Source organism: Nocardia sp. NPDC049220 (assembly GCF_040647855.1).
GTDB lineage: Bacteria > Actinomycetota > Actinomycetes > Mycobacteriales > Mycobacteriaceae > Nocardia.
Genome location: NZ_JBEZDA010000002.1, coordinates 607725 through 627295 on the forward strand (window position 1 = coordinate 607725; position 19571 = coordinate 627295).

At 65.5% G+C, this 19571-nt stretch carries 23 protein-coding genes; 10 read left to right on the forward strand and 13 right to left on the reverse strand.

Features of this window, described 5'->3' with window-relative positions; translation table 11 throughout:
- Window positions 1-189 precede the first annotated feature (189 nt).
- Complete coding sequence (locus tag AB0C34_RS09850) at window positions 190-351, reverse strand: hypothetical protein (RefSeq protein WP_357069401.1); 162 nt, start codon at window positions 349-351, stop codon at window positions 190-192.
- 420 nt (window positions 352-771) lie between these two features.
- Here AB0C34_RS09850 and AB0C34_RS09855 point away from each other — a divergent pair, with 420 nt between their 5' ends.
- Window positions 772-1383 carry an alpha/beta family hydrolase gene (locus tag AB0C34_RS09855; protein WP_357069403.1) on the forward strand — a complete coding sequence of 204 codons (612 nt, stop codon included), beginning with the start codon at window positions 772-774 and terminating at the stop codon, window positions 1381-1383.
- 29 nt (window positions 1384-1412) lie between these two features.
- On the opposite strand, the gene AB0C34_RS09860 is transcribed toward AB0C34_RS09855, so the two are convergent.
- The 3 genes from AB0C34_RS09860 to AB0C34_RS09870 all read right to left on the reverse strand — a co-directional run bounded on the left by AB0C34_RS09860 (window position 1413) and on the right by AB0C34_RS09870 (window position 4542).
- Window positions 1413-2090, reverse strand: a complete 678-nt coding sequence (locus tag AB0C34_RS09860; RefSeq protein ID WP_357069406.1) for a class I SAM-dependent methyltransferase — start codon at window positions 2088-2090, stop codon at window positions 1413-1415.
- A gap of 39 nt (window positions 2091-2129) precedes the next feature.
- Complete coding sequence (locus AB0C34_RS09865) at window positions 2130-3335, reverse strand: erythromycin esterase family protein (protein ID WP_357069407.1); 1206 nt, start codon at window positions 3333-3335, stop codon at window positions 2130-2132.
- Between the two features lie 100 nt (window positions 3336-3435).
- Window positions 3436-4542: a DUF4185 domain-containing protein gene (locus AB0C34_RS09870; RefSeq protein WP_357069409.1), complete on the reverse strand. Its 1107-nt coding sequence runs from the start codon at window positions 4540-4542 to the stop codon at window positions 3436-3438.
- Between the two features lie 1437 nt (window positions 4543-5979).
- Here AB0C34_RS09870 and AB0C34_RS09875 point away from each other — a divergent pair.
- A complete protein-coding gene (locus AB0C34_RS09875) occupies window positions 5980-6744 on the forward strand; it encodes a crotonase/enoyl-CoA hydratase family protein (protein ID WP_357069411.1) in 765 nt (254 codons plus the stop codon).
- Window positions 6729-7388 (forward strand): TetR/AcrR family transcriptional regulator, encoded by a 660-nt coding sequence (locus AB0C34_RS09880; RefSeq protein WP_357069413.1) that lies wholly within the window; start codon window positions 6729-6731, stop codon window positions 7386-7388. The genes AB0C34_RS09875 and AB0C34_RS09880 overlap by 16 nt, the downstream gene beginning before the upstream one ends.
- A gap of 9 nt (window positions 7389-7397) precedes the next feature.
- Here the strand turns inward: AB0C34_RS09880 and AB0C34_RS09885 are convergent, their stop codons facing one another.
- Complete coding sequence (locus AB0C34_RS09885; RefSeq protein ID WP_357069415.1) at window positions 7398-8186, reverse strand: alpha/beta hydrolase; 789 nt, start codon at window positions 8184-8186, stop codon at window positions 7398-7400.
- A 213-nt stretch (window positions 8187-8399) separates the two neighbouring features.
- Between AB0C34_RS09885 and AB0C34_RS09890 the strand changes: the two genes are divergently transcribed.
- From AB0C34_RS09890 to AB0C34_RS09910, 5 genes are all read left to right on the forward strand, one after another.
- A complete protein-coding gene (locus AB0C34_RS09890; RefSeq protein WP_357069417.1) occupies window positions 8400-8624 on the forward strand; it encodes a hypothetical protein in 225 nt (74 codons plus the stop codon).
- Window positions 8611-8907, forward strand: a complete 297-nt coding sequence (locus AB0C34_RS09895) for a hypothetical protein (RefSeq protein ID WP_357069419.1) — start codon at window positions 8611-8613, stop codon at window positions 8905-8907. Before AB0C34_RS09890 ends, AB0C34_RS09895 begins: the two co-directional genes overlap by 14 nt.
- A 154-nt stretch (window positions 8908-9061) precedes the next feature.
- Window positions 9062-9391 carry a hypothetical protein gene (locus tag AB0C34_RS09900; protein ID WP_357069421.1) on the forward strand — a complete coding sequence of 110 codons (330 nt, stop codon included), beginning with the start codon at window positions 9062-9064 and terminating at the stop codon, window positions 9389-9391.
- Between the two features lie 1053 nt (window positions 9392-10444).
- Complete coding sequence (locus AB0C34_RS09905; RefSeq protein ID WP_357069423.1) at window positions 10445-10726, forward strand: hypothetical protein; 282 nt, start codon at window positions 10445-10447, stop codon at window positions 10724-10726.
- Window positions 10719-11234 carry a flavin reductase family protein gene (locus tag AB0C34_RS09910; protein WP_357069425.1) on the forward strand — a complete coding sequence of 172 codons (516 nt, stop codon included), beginning with the start codon at window positions 10719-10721 and terminating at the stop codon, window positions 11232-11234. The genes AB0C34_RS09905 and AB0C34_RS09910 overlap by 8 nt, the downstream gene beginning before the upstream one ends.
- A gap of 205 nt (window positions 11235-11439) precedes the next feature.
- Here the strand turns inward: AB0C34_RS09910 and AB0C34_RS09915 are convergent, their stop codons facing one another.
- The 4 genes from AB0C34_RS09915 to AB0C34_RS09930 form a co-directional block, all read right to left on the reverse strand.
- Window positions 11440-12783, reverse strand: a complete 1344-nt coding sequence (locus tag AB0C34_RS09915) for a hypothetical protein (protein WP_357069427.1) — start codon at window positions 12781-12783, stop codon at window positions 11440-11442.
- Entirely contained in the window at window positions 12783-13076 is a 294-nt protein-coding gene (locus AB0C34_RS09920; protein ID WP_357069429.1) for a hypothetical protein, read from the reverse strand. Before AB0C34_RS09920 ends, AB0C34_RS09915 begins: the two co-directional genes overlap by 1 nt.
- Window positions 13077-13435: 359 nt before the next feature.
- Window positions 13436-13864 (reverse strand): nitroreductase family deazaflavin-dependent oxidoreductase, encoded by a 429-nt coding sequence (locus AB0C34_RS09925; protein WP_357069431.1) that lies wholly within the window; start codon window positions 13862-13864, stop codon window positions 13436-13438.
- Window positions 13865-14112: 248 nt separating this feature from the next.
- Complete coding sequence (locus AB0C34_RS09930) at window positions 14113-14616, reverse strand: ArsI/CadI family heavy metal resistance metalloenzyme (RefSeq protein WP_357069433.1); 504 nt, start codon at window positions 14614-14616, stop codon at window positions 14113-14115.
- 96 nt (window positions 14617-14712) lie between these two features.
- Here AB0C34_RS09930 and AB0C34_RS09935 point away from each other — a divergent pair, with 96 nt between their 5' ends.
- Window positions 14713-15072 carry an Rv2640c family ArsR-like transcriptional regulator gene (locus AB0C34_RS09935; RefSeq protein ID WP_357069435.1) on the forward strand — a complete coding sequence of 120 codons (360 nt, stop codon included), beginning with the start codon at window positions 14713-14715 and terminating at the stop codon, window positions 15070-15072.
- Here the strand turns inward: AB0C34_RS09935 and AB0C34_RS09940 are convergent.
- Window positions 15002-15328 (reverse strand): transposase, encoded by a 327-nt coding sequence (locus AB0C34_RS09940; protein WP_357069437.1) that lies wholly within the window; start codon window positions 15326-15328, stop codon window positions 15002-15004. The genes AB0C34_RS09935 and AB0C34_RS09940 overlap by 71 nt on opposite strands.
- Window positions 15329-16232: 904 nt before the next feature.
- Window positions 16233-16478 carry a hypothetical protein gene (locus AB0C34_RS09945; RefSeq protein WP_357069439.1) on the reverse strand — a complete coding sequence of 82 codons (246 nt, stop codon included), beginning with the start codon at window positions 16476-16478 and terminating at the stop codon, window positions 16233-16235.
- Between the two features lie 1456 nt (window positions 16479-17934).
- Here AB0C34_RS09945 and AB0C34_RS09950 point away from each other — a divergent pair.
- The gene (locus AB0C34_RS09950; protein WP_357069441.1) at window positions 17935-18060 is read left to right on the forward strand and encodes a hypothetical protein; all 126 of its coding nucleotides are present in this window, start codon (window positions 17935-17937) and stop codon (window positions 18058-18060) included.
- Between the two features lie 394 nt (window positions 18061-18454).
- Here the strand turns inward: AB0C34_RS09950 and AB0C34_RS09955 are convergent, their stop codons facing one another.
- Both AB0C34_RS09955 and AB0C34_RS09960 read right to left on the reverse strand, forming a co-directional pair.
- A complete protein-coding gene (locus tag AB0C34_RS09955) occupies window positions 18455-18850 on the reverse strand; it encodes a leucine zipper domain-containing protein (protein WP_357069443.1) in 396 nt (131 codons plus the stop codon).
- Between the two features lie 65 nt (window positions 18851-18915).
- The gene (locus AB0C34_RS09960) at window positions 18916-19563 is read right to left on the reverse strand and encodes a YdcF family protein (protein WP_357069446.1); all 648 of its coding nucleotides are present in this window, start codon (window positions 19561-19563) and stop codon (window positions 18916-18918) included.
- Between the last annotated feature and the right edge of the window lie 8 nt (window positions 19564-19571).

Here is a 19571-nt window from a genome sequence, read left to right on the forward strand (position 1 = left end):
TCGTTCGCTCCATCAGGTAGTCGTGCCCGTTTTCCGCATGCTACTCGCGGGTAACTTAACCATCATATTACCGGCCGGTAATTAGACGGCAAAGGGTGAAGCGAGCAATGTGACGCGATAAACACCGCGGATGTCGAAAGCCCCTTGCGCCCGAGGGTCGCCCCATGCGTGACAACGCTTCACCGTCGGTCACCCGCGACAAACATCCAGATCCCCGACCGCCGCCCCGTGACCTACCCGGGCCGCACCCATTTCGGGTATACCGACGCCCGCCTGCTCGGTCTTGGCCCGCCAGTACGCGGCGGCACTTCCGTGACAACCGGAATGGCCGCGCAGGTGCACCGCGAGCACCTGGCACTCCGTCCTCTGGCGCGTACCTCATGCGCTGTACGTGTCTCCGGCGCCGGCCCCGGACGTCATACCTGTCCTTCGCGCCTTCGAGTTCGCCGCCCAGGGCAACTGCGTTGGCGCCGCCTCAACTTCGAGCGAAGCTGCTCAGAGCCGCTGCGCGTCCATCGTCGGTTCGCAACTTGGTGTCAGCAAGACCGAGTATGGCCCGACTCACTCCCCGACCTCGACGTGTCCATGACGAACTCGCCAACGTTGGTCGCTCGAACAAGAGCCGCAAGGGGTACGCACCACCCATGCGTCGCCGCGCCCCCGCTCACCGCGACCAGCGTCGGCTCAACCCCAACTTCCGAGCGAAGCGAGACCGAGCATTCGCCGCGAACCCGCAGCGCCGCAGGCGCTGCAAATTGAATACAGTGTGGTGTGCGCATCGAGACGAGTGCCGGACCGGCTGAAATCGAACTCGATCAGCCGCGTCGACCCGCGTTCCTGCTGCTGCTCACGCATGGTTCCGGCGGCGGGGTGGACGCGAAAGATATTCTCGCGGTGCGTGATTCGGCGCTTCGACTGGGTGGGGCCGTGGCGCGGGTCGTGCAGCCGTACCGGGTCGCCGGGCGTCGGGCGCCCGGTTCCGCGGTCAAGCAGGACGAGGCCTGGTTGGAGATCGTTGCTCAGCTGCGCGGGCGTAAGCGAATCCCGTTGATCCAGGGTGGACGGAGCAACGGAGCAAGGGTCGCCTGCCGTACCGCGGTCCCGGCGCGGGTGCGCGGCGTGATCGCGCTCTCTTTCCCGCTGCACCCGCCGGGGAAGCCGGAGAAATCCCGCCGCGAGGAGTTGTTGGACGCCGAACCTATCGAGGTGGTTGTCGTCAATGGGGCCAATGATCCCTTCGGTATCCCTGACCCTGCCGATGCTGCCGAAGTCCGGGTCATCCCCGGCCAACCTCACTCTTTTCGTGCGAACTTCGACCTCATTGCCGAGGCCATCACCCCTTGGTTGATCCGTTGGTCCGAGCGGCCGGTGACGAACGGCTAGGGGCGTCATGGCGTGCCATTCGTCGACGGTCAGTCGGTGGGTTGGTCGGGCGGGCGGGTGGCGATGACGAGGGCGTCGATGGCGTCGCGGGTTTCGGTGGGGCGGTAGACGCGGTCGGCGGTACGGACGCGGATGTGGTGGGCGGCAGCCAAGGGACCGAGGTCGGCGACGATGTCGTCGGGGGTGTAGAGGATGGCGGGGTCCTGTGGGCCGCCGAAGCCGTCGGTCAGGTTCGTGGTGTCGTGGCCGAGGACGAGCAGCGTGCCGTCGGGAGCGAGTAACTCGGCCGATCGCCGGACCACCGAGCGGCGCTGCTCGGGGGGTAGGTGCAGGAAGACCATCAAGACCAGCTCGAACGGTCCGGTGATGCCTGCCGCGTCGAGGTCGGTGACGTCAGCGCACTGCCAGGTGATGCGGCCGCGGACCGAGCGGGACAGTCGCGAGGCGACGGTACGGCCCTTGTCGATGCCGACCTGGGAATAGTCGACCGCGTGCACCTGCCAACCGTGCGTGGCGAGCCACAGCGTGTTGCGGCCCTCGCCACACGCGAGGTCGAGCGCGCGCGGGAACTCCGGGGGATCGCCATCGGGCCGCACCGCCGTGTGTCGCTGCAATCCGTGGATGTGCTCTACCACGGTGCTGTTCGGGGGTGCGCCCCAGACCAATTCCGTTTGCTCGTAACGCTCGTCCCAATCGGCCGCATCCATAGTCGCGAGTCTATTGATCGCCCGAACCGCGGTTGTCTCTCAGCCGGATACTTGCGGCAGCCAGCGCACCGGCGTGGTCTCGCGCACGTGGATAAGCACATCGAATGCGGCGGCGAGCGACTGCACCCGGATGTGTGCGGCCGCTTCGGCAGCCGGGTCGTACACGCCGCTGATGGTGCGGGCCTTCGCGGGGGCGGTCAGCCAGCGGCGCACCGATTCCGGCGCGTCGGCGTGCAGGTCCACGTAGTACGCAGGCAGGTCGAGCGCTCCGAGGGTGGCGTCGACCAGGTCGGGTAGCGGGTCGGGCGCCACCGCCACGCCCAAGTTTCCGTGATGGAAGCCGATGGCCACCGAGATGTATCGGTCGCCGAAATGCTCGCGCAGGTGACTACCCACGCCGCGGAATTCGGCTGATTCCATTGTGATGCGGGCGCTGGTGGTGTGCGCGAGTCCGTCCCAGTAGACGATCTTGGCGCCGGTCGTGCGCTGCCACTCGATCACGGTTTCCGCCTCGGGCCGCTCATCGCGGGCGAAACTGCCCTGGCCTGCGACGCTGTACTGGTGGAAGTCCCGGATCAGGCGCGCGTGTATCAGTGCGGTGGCGCGTTCCGGCGTATCCGGCAGGGCTTCGAGTAGCGCCAGCGCGTCCCGAGCATGCTCGACGAATGGGCGGCCCGGGTGCACGCCCCGGTAGCGCTGGACGTGTTCGTCGACCTGGTGTGCGGTGCGAATCGGCGCCAGGTGCGCATCGATCGCCGCCACCTGCTCCGGTGCGGTATCGCGCAGGGAGGTGAGTACCGTGTCGTAGTCGCTCGGTTCGGCATGCACCGGCTGGACGCCGAAGATTCGCACCGGATCGTTCGGATGGGTGCGGTTGTAGGCACGGATCCACTGCAGTGCCGCGACTGTTTCCTCGGTTCGCCACGGCCGCCAGGCATCGCTGAGCACGGTTTCTGGATCGCTCACACCGGTGGTGACAAACCGATCCCAGCGTGCGCCGGACTGCGCGCTGTCCTGGATCGCCAGCGCACGGAACCCGTGCCGGTGCACCAATGCCCGAAACACCCGCTCTCGCACGCCGAAGGTCTGCCGCGAGAACCGCGTTGATTCGCCGAGGCCTACTACGGTCGCGGAGTCGAGTCCGGCGAGCAGGCTGTCGAGGTCACGGCCGGTAGCAGCCGGATCGGTGCTGTCCACCATATGGGCGTGGGCGCCGAGCCAGGTGTGGATATCGGTGATGACCACTGGTCCTCCGGAAAACGAAAAACAATCCAGCGCGGTTCAGTCTCATACGTAAACCCTTGTTGAGGTCAACTACCGTGTGGGATCGCTCCGTCCTCCGGTGCTACAGCGTTGTGCGCATCAGCACGACGTTGTACTGGCTGTGCACAGTCGTGAGGAAGTAAAGATCGCGTCCGGTCTGATATGGGTAGATCGACGGCGCGTATGCGGACGGCAACTCCCTGGTGTCGATCAGCACCTCGGGGGCGCTCCACGGGCCTGCCGGCGAGGGTGCGCGACGCAGCACCACGGAGTTGAACGGATCGGTGGTCAGCGAGATGAACTGTCCCAGGTAGTCGTTGTACATCACCGACAGTTCGCCCACGCCCCCCATGATCGGCACCGCGGCATTCACGTCGTTCTTGCGCCACCGATCGCCATCCCAGTATTCGTATTGGCCCAGATTCGCGATGTCGCTCTCGCGGACCCTAGCAACATATGCGGCTTTGTTGCGACCGGGGGGAGTGCCGTACTCGTAGATGTATCCGCCATTCTTCAGAAAGGAGTTCATCTGGAAGTTGGCATCGGCGCCCTCGTTCGGCCGTCGGGTTTCTGGCAGGTCGGCCCACGTTTCGCCGTTGTCACCGGAAACGGCCAGTCCGGAAAAGTTGGTGCTCCACTGGCCGACATCGTCCCAGTTCCGCACTGACATCAGGCTCATGTACTGCACGCCGTCGGCCGAGATGCCTGCCGTGGGGATCCGGCTGATTTCCAGGAAGGGAATCTTCGGGCTGGGAATCAGATCACGTGCCTGTCCGAATACGTCGCGTACCACGCTGTCGAAGAAGATGCCGCCGGCCGGATCCTGGGTATGGCTACGCAGGAGGATATTGCTGCGCCATGCCCAGGCGCTGCCGGCGAGCAGGTTCGGAAGACCGAACCCCGCGGTGTCGCCGAAAGCGGTGAGCATTTCGCCGTGGCCGTTGTCCCACATGATGCCGAGGTCGGTGCCGAGCACGTTGTAGGTCTGGGTGTTGTTCGGGCTGGCCATGCCCGTCATCTGGAATATCGCCCTGCTGCGGCCGGCTAGATTCGGTAATCCGGTGGTGCCGTTGAGAACCGGAATCGGATTGATCGCGTTCGGATTTGCGGTGGCGGGGGAGGTTGCTATGAGAAGCAAAGCCGAGGCACCCGCCAATGCGGAAAGCAGAATGGATCCGGTCCTGGTCAATGTCTGTGAGCCCTCCGGTTGAATGCCGAGAGCAGTGCGAAACACAGACGTCCCGCGATACACAGACCCTTCGCAGTGTGCCACGCACCACTATTCGACTGGCTGGCGAATCTTGCAAAATGCTAACAGCGGGCCCAGAAGAATTGTGGCGTCTGTCTCAGACTGCTGAGTCTCAGTTTGGTTAACTGATGGATTGCCAACTGTGTCTGCCTGTGGTGGGGTGAGCCGGATCGCTAGCCCGAGTGCGATGGAGTGGTCGTGCGGTTCAATTAAAATATTCGAAATCACCAGGGCAGCAATGTGGTTGACATGGACGAGGAATGGTGGTGCTGCGCCAACAATGCCGGCCGGGAGTGTGGGTTAGATTGCCTTGCCTTAGCTGCAGGCGTGCGAGTTCCGGCCACTGTTGGAGCCGGGTTCGGTGGCGACCACCGCGGGCTTGTGGGTCCGGGTTTACTTCTACGCGCTGATCGAGACGGCGTTGCGCCGCAGGCCTGGTCTGAGTGAAGCACCCACCGGGACCGGATCGGCGGGCTGTGATCGCGGCTGTCCGCGATCGCCGCGCGCGTTCCGTACCCGTGGCAGCCCGTCGCACGTTCGGCGGCCCATCTTCCGGCGCCGCGGCCTGGCAATCGCATGGTGTCGACGCCTTATCCGAAACTCCTGGTCGAACCTATCAGTCGACCTGGGCGCCGGACTGATCCCGCCGCCGCCGACGCGGCAGGGGCGTCAAGGGAACGCTGGGTGTTCCCCACGGTGGCGGCCACCGCGACCGACGAGTGGTTCGTCTCCGAGCGTGCCGCCATAGCCGTGTCAACTGCCATCGCGGCGCCGGACCGCGCGGCGCTGGCACCGCCGGCATCGACATCGATGCGGTCGCGCATATCGATCTCTACGCGTGCCTCCCGGCCGCCGTGCAGATCGCCGCCGCGGCGGGCTGCCGATCGACGACTCGAGCGCCCGCTGTCGGTCACCGGTGGGCTCACCTTCACCGGCGGGCCGGCAACAACTACGCGACTCATGCGGTCGCGACGCTGGTCGGCGTGCCGCGCGCGGACCAGGGCGCCTACGGACTTGCGACGGGATGGTACAGCACGGAGCACGGCATCGGCGTGCACTCCGCAATGCCGCCCGTGCGACTGTGCCACGCGGTCGAGGCGCAGGTCCCAGCGGCGCGGCGCAGGCCCCGGGTGCAGCGGTTCCGCGACGGTACGAGGCGTACACGGTCTGCTATCGCACGAGGTCGGCGCCGGAACACTTCGATGAGCCCGAAGTCGTGGTGATGAGCGCGCTGACGCCTGCGTACGCCCGCATACTGGTTTCGGGCGTCCGATGCCGACACCATCGCGGCGTTCACCGAGGACGACCCGCTCGGCGCGGACGTCGAGATCGCCCGCCGGGGGATAGGTTCACCCTGCTCATCGAGAGGAACGCCCGATGACCGACCTGGTACTTGTCGATCGGCGCGATGCGATCACCGTGCTGACCGTCAACCGTCCCGAGGTGCGCAACGCCATCGACCTCGCTACCGCGCGGGCTATCGAGGCAGCCGTCGACGAGTTCGAGGCCGACGACGCCGTGCGCGTGGTTGTGCTCACCGGGGCCGGCGGAACCTTCAGTGCCGGAATGGATCTCGTCGCCGCTTCGAGGGGTGAGATGCCGATGACACCGCGTCGCGGTCCGCTGGGCATCGCGGCGAAGCCGCCGGTGAAGCCGATGATCTCGGCGGTCGAAGGTTTCGCCCTGGCAGGTGGTTTCGAGCTGGCGCTGTCGGGTGACCTGATCGTCGCCGCGCGCGACGCGCAGTTCGGCATTCCCGAAGTCAAGCGCGGTCTGGTGGCCGCCGGTGGCGGCGTGCTGCGACTGAGTCAGCGACTGCCGCGCAACATGGCCGCCGAGCTTGCGCTCACCGGCGGGCGGGTCAGTGCCGAGCGGCTCTATCAGCTCGGTGTGGTCAATCGCGTCAGCGAACCGGGTGCTGCCCTGGCGGGTGCGCTGGAGATGGCGGCCGAGATCGCCGCCGCCGCACCGCTTGCGGTGGCGGCGAGTAAGCAGATCATCGACCAGTCGCCGGACTGGGCGGTCGAGGAGGGCTTTGCGAAGCAGGGCGAGATTGCCTTGCCCGCACTGTTTTCCAAGGACGCCGCCGAGGGTGCCCTCGCATTCGCGCAGAAGCGCGAGCCCCGATGGCAGGGGCGCTGAATCCCGTGCCGGACCGTGCCCGAGAGACGCAGGCGCGGCGTAGCGAGCGCATCCGCACCCGACTGCTGGACGCGGCGGTGGAAAGCATGGTCGAGGTCGGCTACGCGGGCACGACGACGACGGAGGTGCAGAAGCGGGCCGGAGTATCGCGCGGCACCCTGCAACATCACTTCCCGACCAAGGCCGATCTCCTCGCCGGCGCCGTCGAGCACGTCGCCGCGCGCCGATTCGCGCAGATGACACGCGAGTTCGAGGCGATACCGCCGGATGCGGACCGAATGGCGACGGCGGTCGAGCTGACCACGCGGATGCTCAGCGGTCCGTCGTTCTCGGCCGCGCTGGAGATATGGGTCGGCGCGCGCACCGACCCGGAACTGCTCGCGGCGTTACTGCCGCTGCAGTCCCGACTGTTCGAGTCGATGCACAACAGCATTCGCGAGATCTTCCGCCACGAGTTTCCCGATGACCCACGGGTCCCGACGATCACCGAGTTCACCATCGAGATCATGACCGGGCTCGCCCTGCGGGTGCTGCTGACCGGAGATCTGGACCGGACTCGAATTCTTCAGCACCGGTGGGGAAACGCGGTGCATGTGTTGTTCGGCGCCGCCGACGCGGACACCCTGCTCGATCCACCCGGCTGAGGACCGACGCTACCGCGCCCGCGCGATCGTCTCGCGCAGCACACGTGCGCAGCTGGACGGGTCGTCGAAGAACGGGGTGTGCCCGCTGCCGCGCAGGGTGACGTGCTCGGCATTCGGCAGCACGGCGCGCGCCCTGCGGCTTTGCGTGGCATAGGTGAGCAAGAGGTCGCGGTTGCCCCAGGCGATCGTGACGGGAATGTCTGTCAGCGAACCGGTCTCGGGCAGTTCGGTGTCGGTGAACGACGCGAGTGCCGCGGCGAATCCCGCCGCGTCCGCGGCGTTGGTGGCGACGTCCAATGCCACGTGGGCGTCGAGGGCCCAAGGTTTGCCGAAGATCAGCGTCAGGAACACCGTCCGCCCCGCCGCGGTTCCGAGGACAGCAGGTAGCGCGGGCCGCAGCATCCGGGCGAGCGCCTGCGATCTACCCAGCGACTGCTGGCACCAGACGCGACCGGCGGTGTTCCAGAAGCCGATCGGTGAATAGGCGGTGACCGAGCGGGCCAGACCGCGCGCGCCCAGATTCAGTCCGATCAGCCCGCCCATCGAATTACCCGCTAGATGTGGACGATCGATGCCTTGCGCGGCCAGGAATTCGGCGAGCGCGTCGGTGAGCGTGTCGACGGTTGTGTGCGCGAGCGGCGTCGAGGCGCCGAATCCTGGCAGGTCGACCGCGAGCACTTCATAAGAAGCGGCCAGGGTGTCGATGATCGGCTCCCATATCCGCCACTGGGCCCCGACCCCGTGTACAAGCACGATCGGTTCCCCTGCGCCGACCCGATGATGATGCAACGTCGTCATGCTCGTCATCCCCGTCTGCCGTCGGACGATCGGGTCAACCCTAACAGCAGTGGTCGGCCATCAGTTCGGATCGGCCGAGGCGAAACCGCACGGGGCGGAGACGTCCGGGATTGCGCGGATATCCGGGATTGCGGCGATGTCCGGGATGATGGTCAGCGGGGCGGGGATGCGTACGCCGCGCAGTACGACACTCGCGACGGTACGATAATTGGTATGGCAACACGTAAGGTAACCCTGTCGTTCGACGAGGCCGCCTGGTCCTACGCCGAGCAGGCGGCGGCTCGCTCGGGAATGTCGCCCTCGGCGTGGATATCGAAGGCCGCGCGGCGCGAAGCCGTGCGCATGGGCGTTGGGCCCGTGCCGGACGTGACCGCCGACGCCGCGGCGGACACGGCCGAACTCGCGGCCGCCGAGGAGGCGATGCGTGCTTCGGGGTGAACTGTGGAACTACAACCCGCATGGTTCGCCGCGGCGCCGGACGGTCGTGCTGATCAGCAGCGATGGCATCAACCAGTCCCCCCGCCCATGGTTGATCGGTGCCGAGGTGGTCGACGAGGACCCATTGGATATTCTCGCCGTCCCGGTGCAGGAGCACGGCTGGGTGCACGCCGGGAATATCGGGCGCATCTTCCGCGGTTGGCTGACCGAGCGGGTGGACGCCGTGGATTCCGACACTCTGGAGCGCCTCGACACCGCCTTGCGGGCATCGATGGATCTGTGAGACGCGCTCCGCAGCCACACCGCAATATATTGTGCGGGAACACATCCGGCGTCGATCGTCGAGAAGGACTACCGCCGAACGCGGTGCGGCATTATGGTGTCCTCGCCCCCCACGGTGGCTATTTCGACGGAAGAGGAGTCAAGTGCGGATCTGCATGATCACCGCGGCGCTGATCGCGTTGCCGGTGCTCGCGGCCTGTGGCAGCGATAAGGACACGACGGCGGCCGCGGTGACGCAGGCCGATCTCGCAAAGTCGCTGCACGACAAGGGTCTCAAGAACCAGCAGTTGGCGGACTGCGCCGCAAAGGTGTTCGTGGATCAGGGAATTTCGCAGGCGGGTCTGCGGGTCATGATCAGCGACAAGTACGACGCGAAGTCGCCAGACCAGGAGACGCTGGGCATGAGCAAGGAGGATGCGGACAAGGCCCGCTCCGCCAGCAGTCGTATTGCCTCCGAATGCATGTCGGCGGCGCAACTGCGCTGAGTCTGTCGCGACCGGTCGAGCGGTACCGCGGTTCCGGTCGACCGGAACAGATCGTCGGGATAGCGCAGGACGGTTTACCCGAAGTCTGATCACGGTAGTGAACACCAAATTTGTCTGAAATTTCGTGTGCCACTTAGCTCTTGCCGCGGCTGCCGCTCGAATGTGAGTTGACGCCCCACAGTGTGGGAGGCCCATTCCGGGCTACCAACCTGCGCAGTAGCCGAGTTCGGCGGCGTGTGAGCGGAACTCGGTCATGACCTGATCGCAGTCGACGTGGCGCAGGTCGGAGCGGCGACGACGGCGGAAGTGGCCGTCGAAGTCGTGTGAGGACGCTGTCCATCAGCCGGCGGCGAATTCCAGGGTGTTGATGGTGAGAGCGATGAAAGAATCCGTTGAGCCTTTTCTGGGAGGCCTGTCGTCGGACTTCACCAGGTTGGTGAAGCCCAGCTCGGTCGAGCCCCGGAGTCGAGCGGACCGCTGAGGGTGGCTCCCAGGGCGCATGTGACTTCTCCGGCGCCGGGGGCGAGGGCCACCGGAGTCGATGATGAATAGTCGAACGGAGGCTTCACCAGCGGGGTGATAAGGCCGTGCGGGTAGGTGGCGTTACCGCAGGCCCAGTCCCGGCCGTTCGTGATGGCGGCGCGTGTGTCGAACGTCGCCGGGATGCGAGGCGCACGTCGATGTGCAGCCCGACGATGGCGATTCCGACCTGGCTCCAGCAGAAGGGCAATCTTCGAATAGACCCCTTTCGCATCCTCGCGCCGATGGCTCACATTCGAGGCGAGCCTGCAGTGCCGCGGACAACGGGACAGGACTCGATCGCGATGAAGGACGTGATGCGCCCTGACAGAGTTGACTCGCCGCGCACTGGGTCCGCACAGTGGGAGCAAGTCCAACTACGGCGTCGGCGGTGGAGTAGCGCCGCGATCCGATCCCGCCGATTCAAACCCTCGTGGCGTTCGGATAACGGTGTTGGACTGGACGGAGGCCGGGTGCACGGGTTGCGACCGGTCTCCGATCCGACAGCTACCCCCGATACGCGATGGAGCCGCGATGACCACGGAGCAGAGCACCGGGCGAACCCGGTTCGCGTCCTGCGCAGCCGATCGTATTCTGTTGGCGGCGCAGGCGCTCGCGGTCGCGGACCGGCTCACGACAGAATTCGGGTCGGGGGCCACCGCCCGCGACCGGGATCGGACGTTGCCATACCTGGAGATCGACAGGCTCGCGACCAGCACATTCCCCGAGGACGGCGTGATCGACCGGTACAGTGATCGGTGGCGCTCGGTCGCCGAGGCACTGGCCACCAGTTCGAAGGCTGCGAATCATGCATGACCTGTTCGGATCTCCCGCCGACGGAGCCGGACTCCGTCGCGCGTTCGCCAATTTCCCCAGCGGTGTCGTCGCGGTATGCGCCGAACTCGACGCAACCCCGTACGGGCTCGCGGTCAGCACTTTCGTCCCCGTTTCGCTCGACCCACCGCTGGTCTCGTTCTGCGTACAGAACTCCTCGGAAACCTGGCCCAAACTCGCTGCCGCGAGCCATCTCGGACTCAGCCTGCTCGGTACGGACCAACAAGCTGCCGCCCGCTCGCTCGGTACCCGGGACGGGGACCGCTTCCGCGACGTCGATCTGTACCGCGGCAGCGGTGCTGCCGTCTTCATCGAGGGCGCCTCCGCCTGGATCGAGGGCGTACCCGAAGCCACCGTTCCCGCGGGTGATCACGCCGTCGTCATCCTCCGCGTCCACCGCATCGCCACCCGCGCCGGCGCGGACCCACTGGTCTTCCACGGCAGCCGCTTCCGTCGCCTGCACACGGAGACCGCCAACGGCGTCGCCTGATCGGTACCTATCCAGCGCAGGCGTCCGCAAGGTCTCGGTCGGATCGTGTCGGGCCCGACGAGTGAATCGGGCGCCCCGAATGGGCCCGCGGCTGTTGCCGGCACCCGGACTCCGGATCCAGCGATATCGGTCACGCCCACTCTCGGCTCAGACTTCATCGAACGTGCGGCGCGTTCCTCCTTTCAGGGTTCGCGGTCATCGCCCACTACGGGGCGACGGTGTACATCGTGGGACCGCCGTCTGTCGCGGCGGCGTTATCACCCTCCGGGACGGTCCGTGCGTCACTGTGGCTGTCGGGTCCGTTCGGAAGAGTGAGCTGTCCGTCTGCGGGCAGTGCGCCCTCGTAGTGCTTGGCGGCGGACGAGCCGAGCAGGTCGAACTCCTGCGCCAGACCCGCTGTGTGCAGGGCGCCGATTGCCGAATCGAAGACATCGAATCCCGCGATTTCGGTCACCTTGCCACGATCCCAGTTGTACCGGTCGAAAATATGGGTCCGATAATCGACGGTGATGCGTGGTTGTCCACCAGATTCTTCCGGAGAATGAACTATGACGACGCCGCTGGCGGAGTTCTCCACCGCCCCGAGTGCCAGAAACCAGTCCCGCTGCTGTTCCGGATCGAAACTGTAATCCCGCCACGGTGATTGGAATGGGATGGGGATCCCGTAGTTTCCGGTCGCCGTCGTCTCGGTGCAGATGCGTTGGACCTCGGTGCTCACGAGGTCGTCGGCAATCTGCTTCAGACCGGGATCGTTACGCATGATCTGATCGGGGTCCAGGTTCACGTCCGCACCGCTGTTGCCGAGATAGTGGCGTAGATGGTTGGACGCGTGCGAGAGGCCTTGTGCGTCCGCGGCCACCACGGCCGCCTGAACCACGGCTTCGAGCGCTATATCGTCGCCACGGCTGTACCAAGGTTGCGAACCATGCGGACCTTGTCCGCTATCCCGTGGCGGCAAGGGTGGCATTCCCGGGATCGCCGGCCCCCAGGACAACGCGACGACCGATGGATCATGCCCGGAATCGCCGCCGCCGAACTGTTCACCCCGGGCCCGTACCTGGTCAGAGGCATGTGCGATGCCGATCGTGATGTCGGTCTGCGCACTGAGCATCTCGCGGAGTGCGGTATCGATCGCCTCCTGATGAATTCGGCGAGCGGCCTCCCGGTCGTCGCCGAAGACGCCTGCCGGGGTGCCGACGGACCCGTCGTCGGCGACGGTCAGCCCGGCCTCCGTCGCTTCAGCAACCTTGCCGACCAATACATCTCGGAAATCGGTCAGGGTCTTCCCGCCGTTGATCATGGCGTCACCGAGTTCGTCGACCGCATGAGCGACCTTGCGCGCGGTGTCACTATCAGCGGCGACCCGATCGTAGGCGGCCCAGTATGCCGCACTGTCCCAGTGCGATCCCGCGTCGCGGATCTGGGCGACCATCCGCTGCGCGAGGCCGCCGAAATCGGCATTGCGCGCCTTTATCTCCCGCCCTGCCTCGGTCATCTTCCATGGCTGCCACGTCCATACCTGGCTCAGCAGGGGAACATCGTCCGGCATCAGCCGCGCCCATTCATCGCAGCCAGTCGATCGCGGAAGTCGATATCGGTCACCTCATAGGTGCCCGCGCTTCCTCGGCAGATGCCGGACAACCTTTCGCAGCGCACCGCCATTCCCAGCCACGTGCTTTCGACATATTCGACCGCGGTCGCGCATACCTCGGCCAGAGGTGAACCCGGCAGCGCGCCGGCTACAGCATCGGCGCTGAGGCGGACGTTCAATGCACCGGCCTGCGCGCCGATGTCGTCCATCGACGCCGCCAAATCTCGCAATTTCTCCGGATCTACCTTCATTTGCCGGGCTCCCTCGTGCACGTACCGCCGCCGCCTTCGGCCGGCAACGACGGCGGCGCCGCACCAGCGGTGCGCTGTCGATGCGCTGGGGAAACATGCATGTGCCGTTGTTCGACGAGCGGCCGCCGACACCCGCCACTGCCCGCGGTCGCGATCAGGTGGTCCGGCGACCGTTCTCCCGGGCTGATGGGACGCGCATCGATTGTCATGCTGGATAGGACGCAGTCGATCGAGCGCCGGTTCCATCCTGCATTCCTGCCGCGAACGGAGCTGTCGCGCATCGTCTATCGGGCATACGGGCACGACTTGGTCGTCCTGTCGTGAACCCGCAGACAGTTTCGCGGGCCCGCAGGGCGGTCTTACTTCGGAGTAAAGGTGACGATGGGAAATGTCCGGGTCGTCTTGACGGTGTAGTCGTCGTAGCCCTGGTACATCTCGACCAGCCTCGGCCACAGCTGGTCACGGTCCTCGCCGGTCACTTCGGTCGCGGTGGCCGAGATCCTCTGCGAGCCGATCTGAACGGTCACGTCAGGATGGTCGCGGAGGTTGAGATACCACGCCGGGTGTTTCGGCGCGCCCCGGTCCGAGGCCACCACGATGTAGCGCTTCTCGTCGAGAAGATAGAGCAGTGGCGTCGTGCGTTCTTTGCCCGATTTCCGCCCGGTCGTGGTCAGCAGCAGGACGGGTGCGTTATAGAAGCTGCCGCCGATCTTGCCCCTGCTGGCGCGATATGCGGCGGTGTTGGCCCGGACGAACATCTTCTCCACGGTTTTCGGCACGTATGCCATCGAGAGTCTCCTGTAGGTGAATCCGTATGTGCGCTGGAAGGCTACCGCTGTTTCCCTGTAAGAGAGAGCGTGTCGGTGTTCGCAGGAGTCCAGGTCCGGGTCGGCGGCGGGCCACTCGGTTGTGCTCGCAAAGTTGTTGTGCCCAGCGGGATTCGTCCTCGGCCGCACGCCGGCAGCCCGGAGCCCCGCCCGCGGCATCCCGACTGCCGCGAACGGGGCATCGACATTGCCCACCTCGGGCCCGGGCCCTACCGATCGGCCGGTGCGCAGCACGCGACCCCGGTTCCCGCCTCGGCCTCGGTTTCGCCGCGGCCGTCGGTGCCGCAGCAGGCCTGCACCGCCTCTCCGTCACTCATCCCAGTCAGTTCCGGGGCGGTGCCGAAGTGCTCGGTATCGGCCAACACCGTGTAGACCTCCCACCGCTCCGCGTTCGGGCCGGTGACCCACACTTTGTCCTGGGTCGCGAAGCAACACGTCGTCGCGATCTGCTCCTCGGTGAACAAACCAGCTTGCGACAACCGCGCGACCTCGGCATGCACCTTCTCCGACGAATCCACCTCCACCCCGAGGTGATTCACGCTGCCGCCGTGGCCGGGGTTCTCGATGAGGACCAGCTTCAGCGGTGGCTCGGTTACCGCGAAATTCGCATAGCCCGGCTTGCGCTTGGCCGGGTCCACGCCGAACAGGGTCGAGTAGAACCCGATCGACTGCTCCAGGTCATCCACATTGAGAGCGAGTTGAACACGAGACATCACAACCTCCACCTATGTTACATATATCGAAGAGCTGACAGTGTCGAGTTTGCCACCTTTTCGACATATGTCAATTCCGCAGGTAGGATCGATGCCATGCCCAAAGCGCTACCCGTCATCGATATGTCCGCCCCGGTCTGCTGCGCGCCGGTAGCCGCCGGACCGATCGATGACGACGCGGCACTGCACGTCGCGCTGCGCCTGAAAGCGCTGGCCGACCCCGTCCGCGTGAAGCTGATGTCGCTGCTGCTGGCCAGTCCGAACAGTGGTGAAAACGGAGGTGATCTCGCCGACGCGGTCGGGCTGTCGGAATCCACGATCAGCCATCACCTCACCCAACTGCGCAAAGCGGGCCTCGTCAGTTCCGAACGGCACGGCATGAACGTCATTCATCGAGCCCACCGCGACGCGCTCGCCGCACTATGCGTCGTACTCGACCCCAACTGCTGCCGCTGAACCCGGTATCCAGGTCTGGACGTACCCAGGCAATCCCGCCGCGCACCAGGTAGAAGACCGCGTCCAATACCAGCGGCCGTGGCCACTTCTCCGGCCGCTCGCCGCGGCCAGCGTGATTGCCCGGGAGCGGAGACAGCGGCTCGAGGGGAGTCCACTCGGGGTCGGTCAGCGACGAGGACGGGTAGAACCGGGCACTTCGGCGACTCGGCCGACGACTTGTGAACCGGCACGACGAACACGAGCAGGTAAGCGACATTGGCACAGGGACTCTCGGGTTACGACAGATAGTGTGGAAACTTCAGTGGGGAGTTCTCAGATGCGCTCATAGTTCCGCTCGGATGGACAAGGTGACGCGGATCGGCACGCGAATGAACGATGCGAATCTCGCGGGGGCGAGTCTCGTCCGTGCCAATTCGGAATGGTCACGGCTGCAACCACAGAGCTGAGTGGTAGCCCGCTCTAAGGCGCGAGCCTTCGGGTTGCGACATTGCTCAGTGCGCGATTGAACCGTACGCAATCGGCCGGCGCGGATCTCCGATCTGCAACCGTGACGCATGCTCATTGGATGGTGCGTTTCTCGCCGATGCGGATCCGCTCCGTCTGATCCAGGTGAGCGCGGCGCAGATGCGGCCGCAAACTCGCCCTCGGTAGTCCGGTGGCCGAAGATGGCGCGCGTGTACGGACCGAGACCGGCTGAAAGGCAAGTGGACACCGACACGGGTTCGAAATCTAGCCGGGGATAACACCATTCACTCTATCCGCCAGGAGGTCGAACAGCACACGGCGGGCATCCACCGCACTCGAGATCTCGAGACGTTCGCGCTCGTCTGCGATGTGCCCAGCACTGCCGAGTTCGACATCGAGACCCGGACCACCGGCAGTCGTATCTACCTCGCGGGGCGGATCGACATCGCCGGAGACACCAACACCACCTACCTCGCCGATTTCCGCATCAACGGAGGCACTATCAACGGCGACGACGGCGTGCTCTGCCCCACCTCATCGGCCATGTGCCCACACTCGAGGCGATCCCGCTGCAGATCCTGTGGGCAGTGTCGTGGTGAGCAGGGGAGTCGGCGACGCTCGTCCCGATCGGCTCGAGTTGCGGCAGACCCTACGGCCACCCCGAACGGAGTCAGGGTGGCCGTAGTCATGTCAACTCAGCAACTTCCAGCGGATCCGCTACCCCAACCACGGCCCCAGCCGCGGCCGCCGCGGTGAATGAAATCGCCGAAGTTGTCGGCGGTCTTACTCTGCTCGGTGGGTGTCACGTTCTCGTCGGCGGGCTCGAGCACCACCGGAGCAGCAAGTGCGGGGGCTGCCAGGACCGCAGCCGGCGTCAGCACGAGCGTGGCCGAAACCGCGGCACGTGCCAGCACGCGGGCGAGGCTCTTTTCAGAAATCATCTTTACTTCCTTACTCGATTGCATAGCATCGGTCAGCGACCGCTCAAGCGTCCGTGTGGGATTCGTGCGCATGAACAAAATAATCCCTGTGGACGACTCCACCGTAGCGTCGCACCAGTCACCCTTCACCGGAATGGGCAGAGCGTGACTACCAGCACTGTCCGGCTCGAGTTCGTCGGTGTACTCCGCTACTTTTGTCGGCAGCCAGCCAGCGGCCAAACACCAGGCCCCTGCACTGATGGTCTGGTCCCGTGAGCCCGGCCGCACTCGCCATGATCGGCCCCAACTCCGCAACCGAGTCTGTAGGCGGAGGCCGACAGGTATTGTTCGGGCCGTGGCCGCCATGCGCGCGGGCAACGAAGTCGGCATGATCCAAAGATCGAAATGTGCTCTCGAAGAGGCGGTTTCGATGGAAGTTTCGTCACATCTCGGTCTCGGCGAGGTTGTCATCAGATGTTCCTCGCGGGTGTGATATCCGAGCGTGCTGGCACATCGCGCAGACCGAAATGGGCTTGTTCGCCCACGTCCGGCGCGCGGCGAGGACCGCTGGGACGTGCACAGCACCGCCGAGAACTACCAGCGGCTCGACGCCGCGACACGACTGCTGTCGGAGCGGCCGGACACCGACATCGAAATCGGAAGGAGAGATAGTGCAGTGACCGAAGTTCGCGCCCGATTGGAGTTGCCCTGGCAGGCACCGAAGCAGAGCCCGAACATTCGCATGCGCTGGGCCGCGCGCGGGCACACGCGGTTCGCGCGCGCCCAGACCGGGTGGATAGCCGAAGCCGCCAACATCAACCCGACGTTGCCGTTCACGGTGACGCTGCACTACCAACCTGCCAGCACCAACCGGCGCATCCCGGGAATCTGTGTCTCGACAGCAAGGCCAGCATCGGCGGCCTGGTCGACACGCGCGGCGAACTCGACGACCAAGGACGCACCGCGGCGTAGGTGTACTGCGGCCGCTGCCGGGCGTAATACGATATCCGCGCGATCTAAGCCGGCGCCACCGCCGCAACGATCGAGCAGTGCCACAGCCCTCACCGAACTGCTGCGGCTGCTACCCGCGCTCGGCCAACCGGTCGCGAAAGCCACGCTGTACGGCGACCGGGGGTGTCAGCACCTGGACGGGCGATTGGGCAATCCATCGCGCCGACTTCGGTCTGTACCGTTCATTGTGTGTGCAAGCTGTGGCAACAAACGCTGCCCGCGCGCCATCTATCACGACCATGACCGCACCCGTAGCAACGCGCCAGGACAGGCGGGCTCCGTGTACGGCGAATTCACCAGGAGACAGAATGACTATGCTCGCGTACCTCGGCCGCCGGGGCTGCACCAGCAGCGAATGCACCCGCCTATTTTCCGACGCCGACACTCCGTGCACCGGTTGGCATTGCGGCGTCTGCCATGAGCCCTCGTCGGAACAGGGGCACGGGAAGTGCTCGGAGAGGATCGCTTGAGTATCTACGCCGAGATCCGTGCCCGCATCGCCGCCGACAAGATATGCGATCGGGCGGTCATCGCCGGCGACAGGATCGAGGGCGCCCGCGCGGAGATCGTGAGCGACATCTGGAGAGCGTGACGAACTGCGCGCCACCACTGCACAACAGCCACAAGCGTGGACTTGGCCACGGCCATGCCCTCGCGGTGCGCATCCGCAGCAGGTCGACCTCGAACTCGGCGAAGGTAGTGAACCGGCCGTCGGTGTGGCCTTGGTCTATACGCCAGATCGCTTGCCGCAGCGCCAGTGCGGCGTTCAATGCCGAGGGGCACTGAGGATGACCGCATAGCCGGCAATGGGCGGGAGTGAGCGCCCTCGATCACGGTCGTGCCGGCTTGCTGGCGGGGTGTCACAACCCAGAGGTCGAGTTGGGTGTGGTCGGCCTGCCAGATCTCGTTCTCTCGTCCGGATTGGCGCAGATGCGCCAGGTCGAACACCTGCCGAATCGCTTTTCTCCGTTCATCGCCAGCATCCGTCACGCGGCATCGATGGCCGCGACGGTGTCGTAGACAGTGCTGTAGGTCGGCACGGGCCAACCCTGCCCGGCGGCTATGTCGAGGATCTGACGGTGGATCGTCGCGGTGTTCGGCGCCGGGCGCCGCAAAGCCAGGCCCTCGATCAACAGCGCGATTTCTTCGGGAAGGCGCCGCTGCCCCTTTCCGGCACGGGATCTGCGCACCAGCCCGGCTAGGCCCTCACTCCAATACGCAGCCATCCACTGGCGGGCTGTGCGCACCGGCACCCCGCCCGCTGTCGCTGCACCGGGGAGCGTGGTGCCGCCCTGAAGGCGCACCACCTCGAACCGTTGCATTGCCTGCTGACGCTGAGCCGGCGACAGCCCGTCCAGTCCCGCGCCGGCGGTCTCGCTCACCGCGACAGTATCGACCGATGCGCGGACCAGCATGCTGCGAACAAACGAAAGTTGCTGGGCTCGGGTCAGAACCTGCGCTCGGCGGGCCGGAACGTCTCACTCAGTCTGTCGTAGGCGTCGCGGACCTCGGCGGGGATGTTTTCTTTAATGATGTGGCCTTCGCGGGGGTATTCGTCGAGACGTTTGATCTCGCCCATGGTGATGGCGACGATCGATTTCGGGTGGGGGGCGGTGGTGGCGTCGGGCCGGTTGCCGTATTTCATGTAGTTCTCGAGGGAGACGTCGGCGGCGGATATGCAGACATTCCCGACCTCGGGACACTGTTTCATCAGGGTGCCCCACACGCGGCGTGAGTGGAACGGGGTACACACCCCGATCACGGAACTGACATCGCGACCGTGTTGCTCGAGCATCCTGGCCGAGTAGACCGCGTTCTGGCCGGTGTTGCGGGCGAAGGGTTCCTCGATGATCTGGTTCGGCTCGAGGTTGAGCTTTCGTGCCGCCAGCCGGAATTTGGCTGCTTCGCCCTGGTATCCGGAGAAGACCACGGGCACATCACCAAGCCCGCGGTCCCGGACCAGGTTCGCTATCACCGATGCACCGCCGATGTCGCGACTACCGAAGAAGATGATCCCGCCGTAATTGCGTTCGGGGTCGAAGACCCACTTGGGATCGTGACGCAGATAGTCCCACACGGTCCCTAGGTCTGTCATCGCCCGAT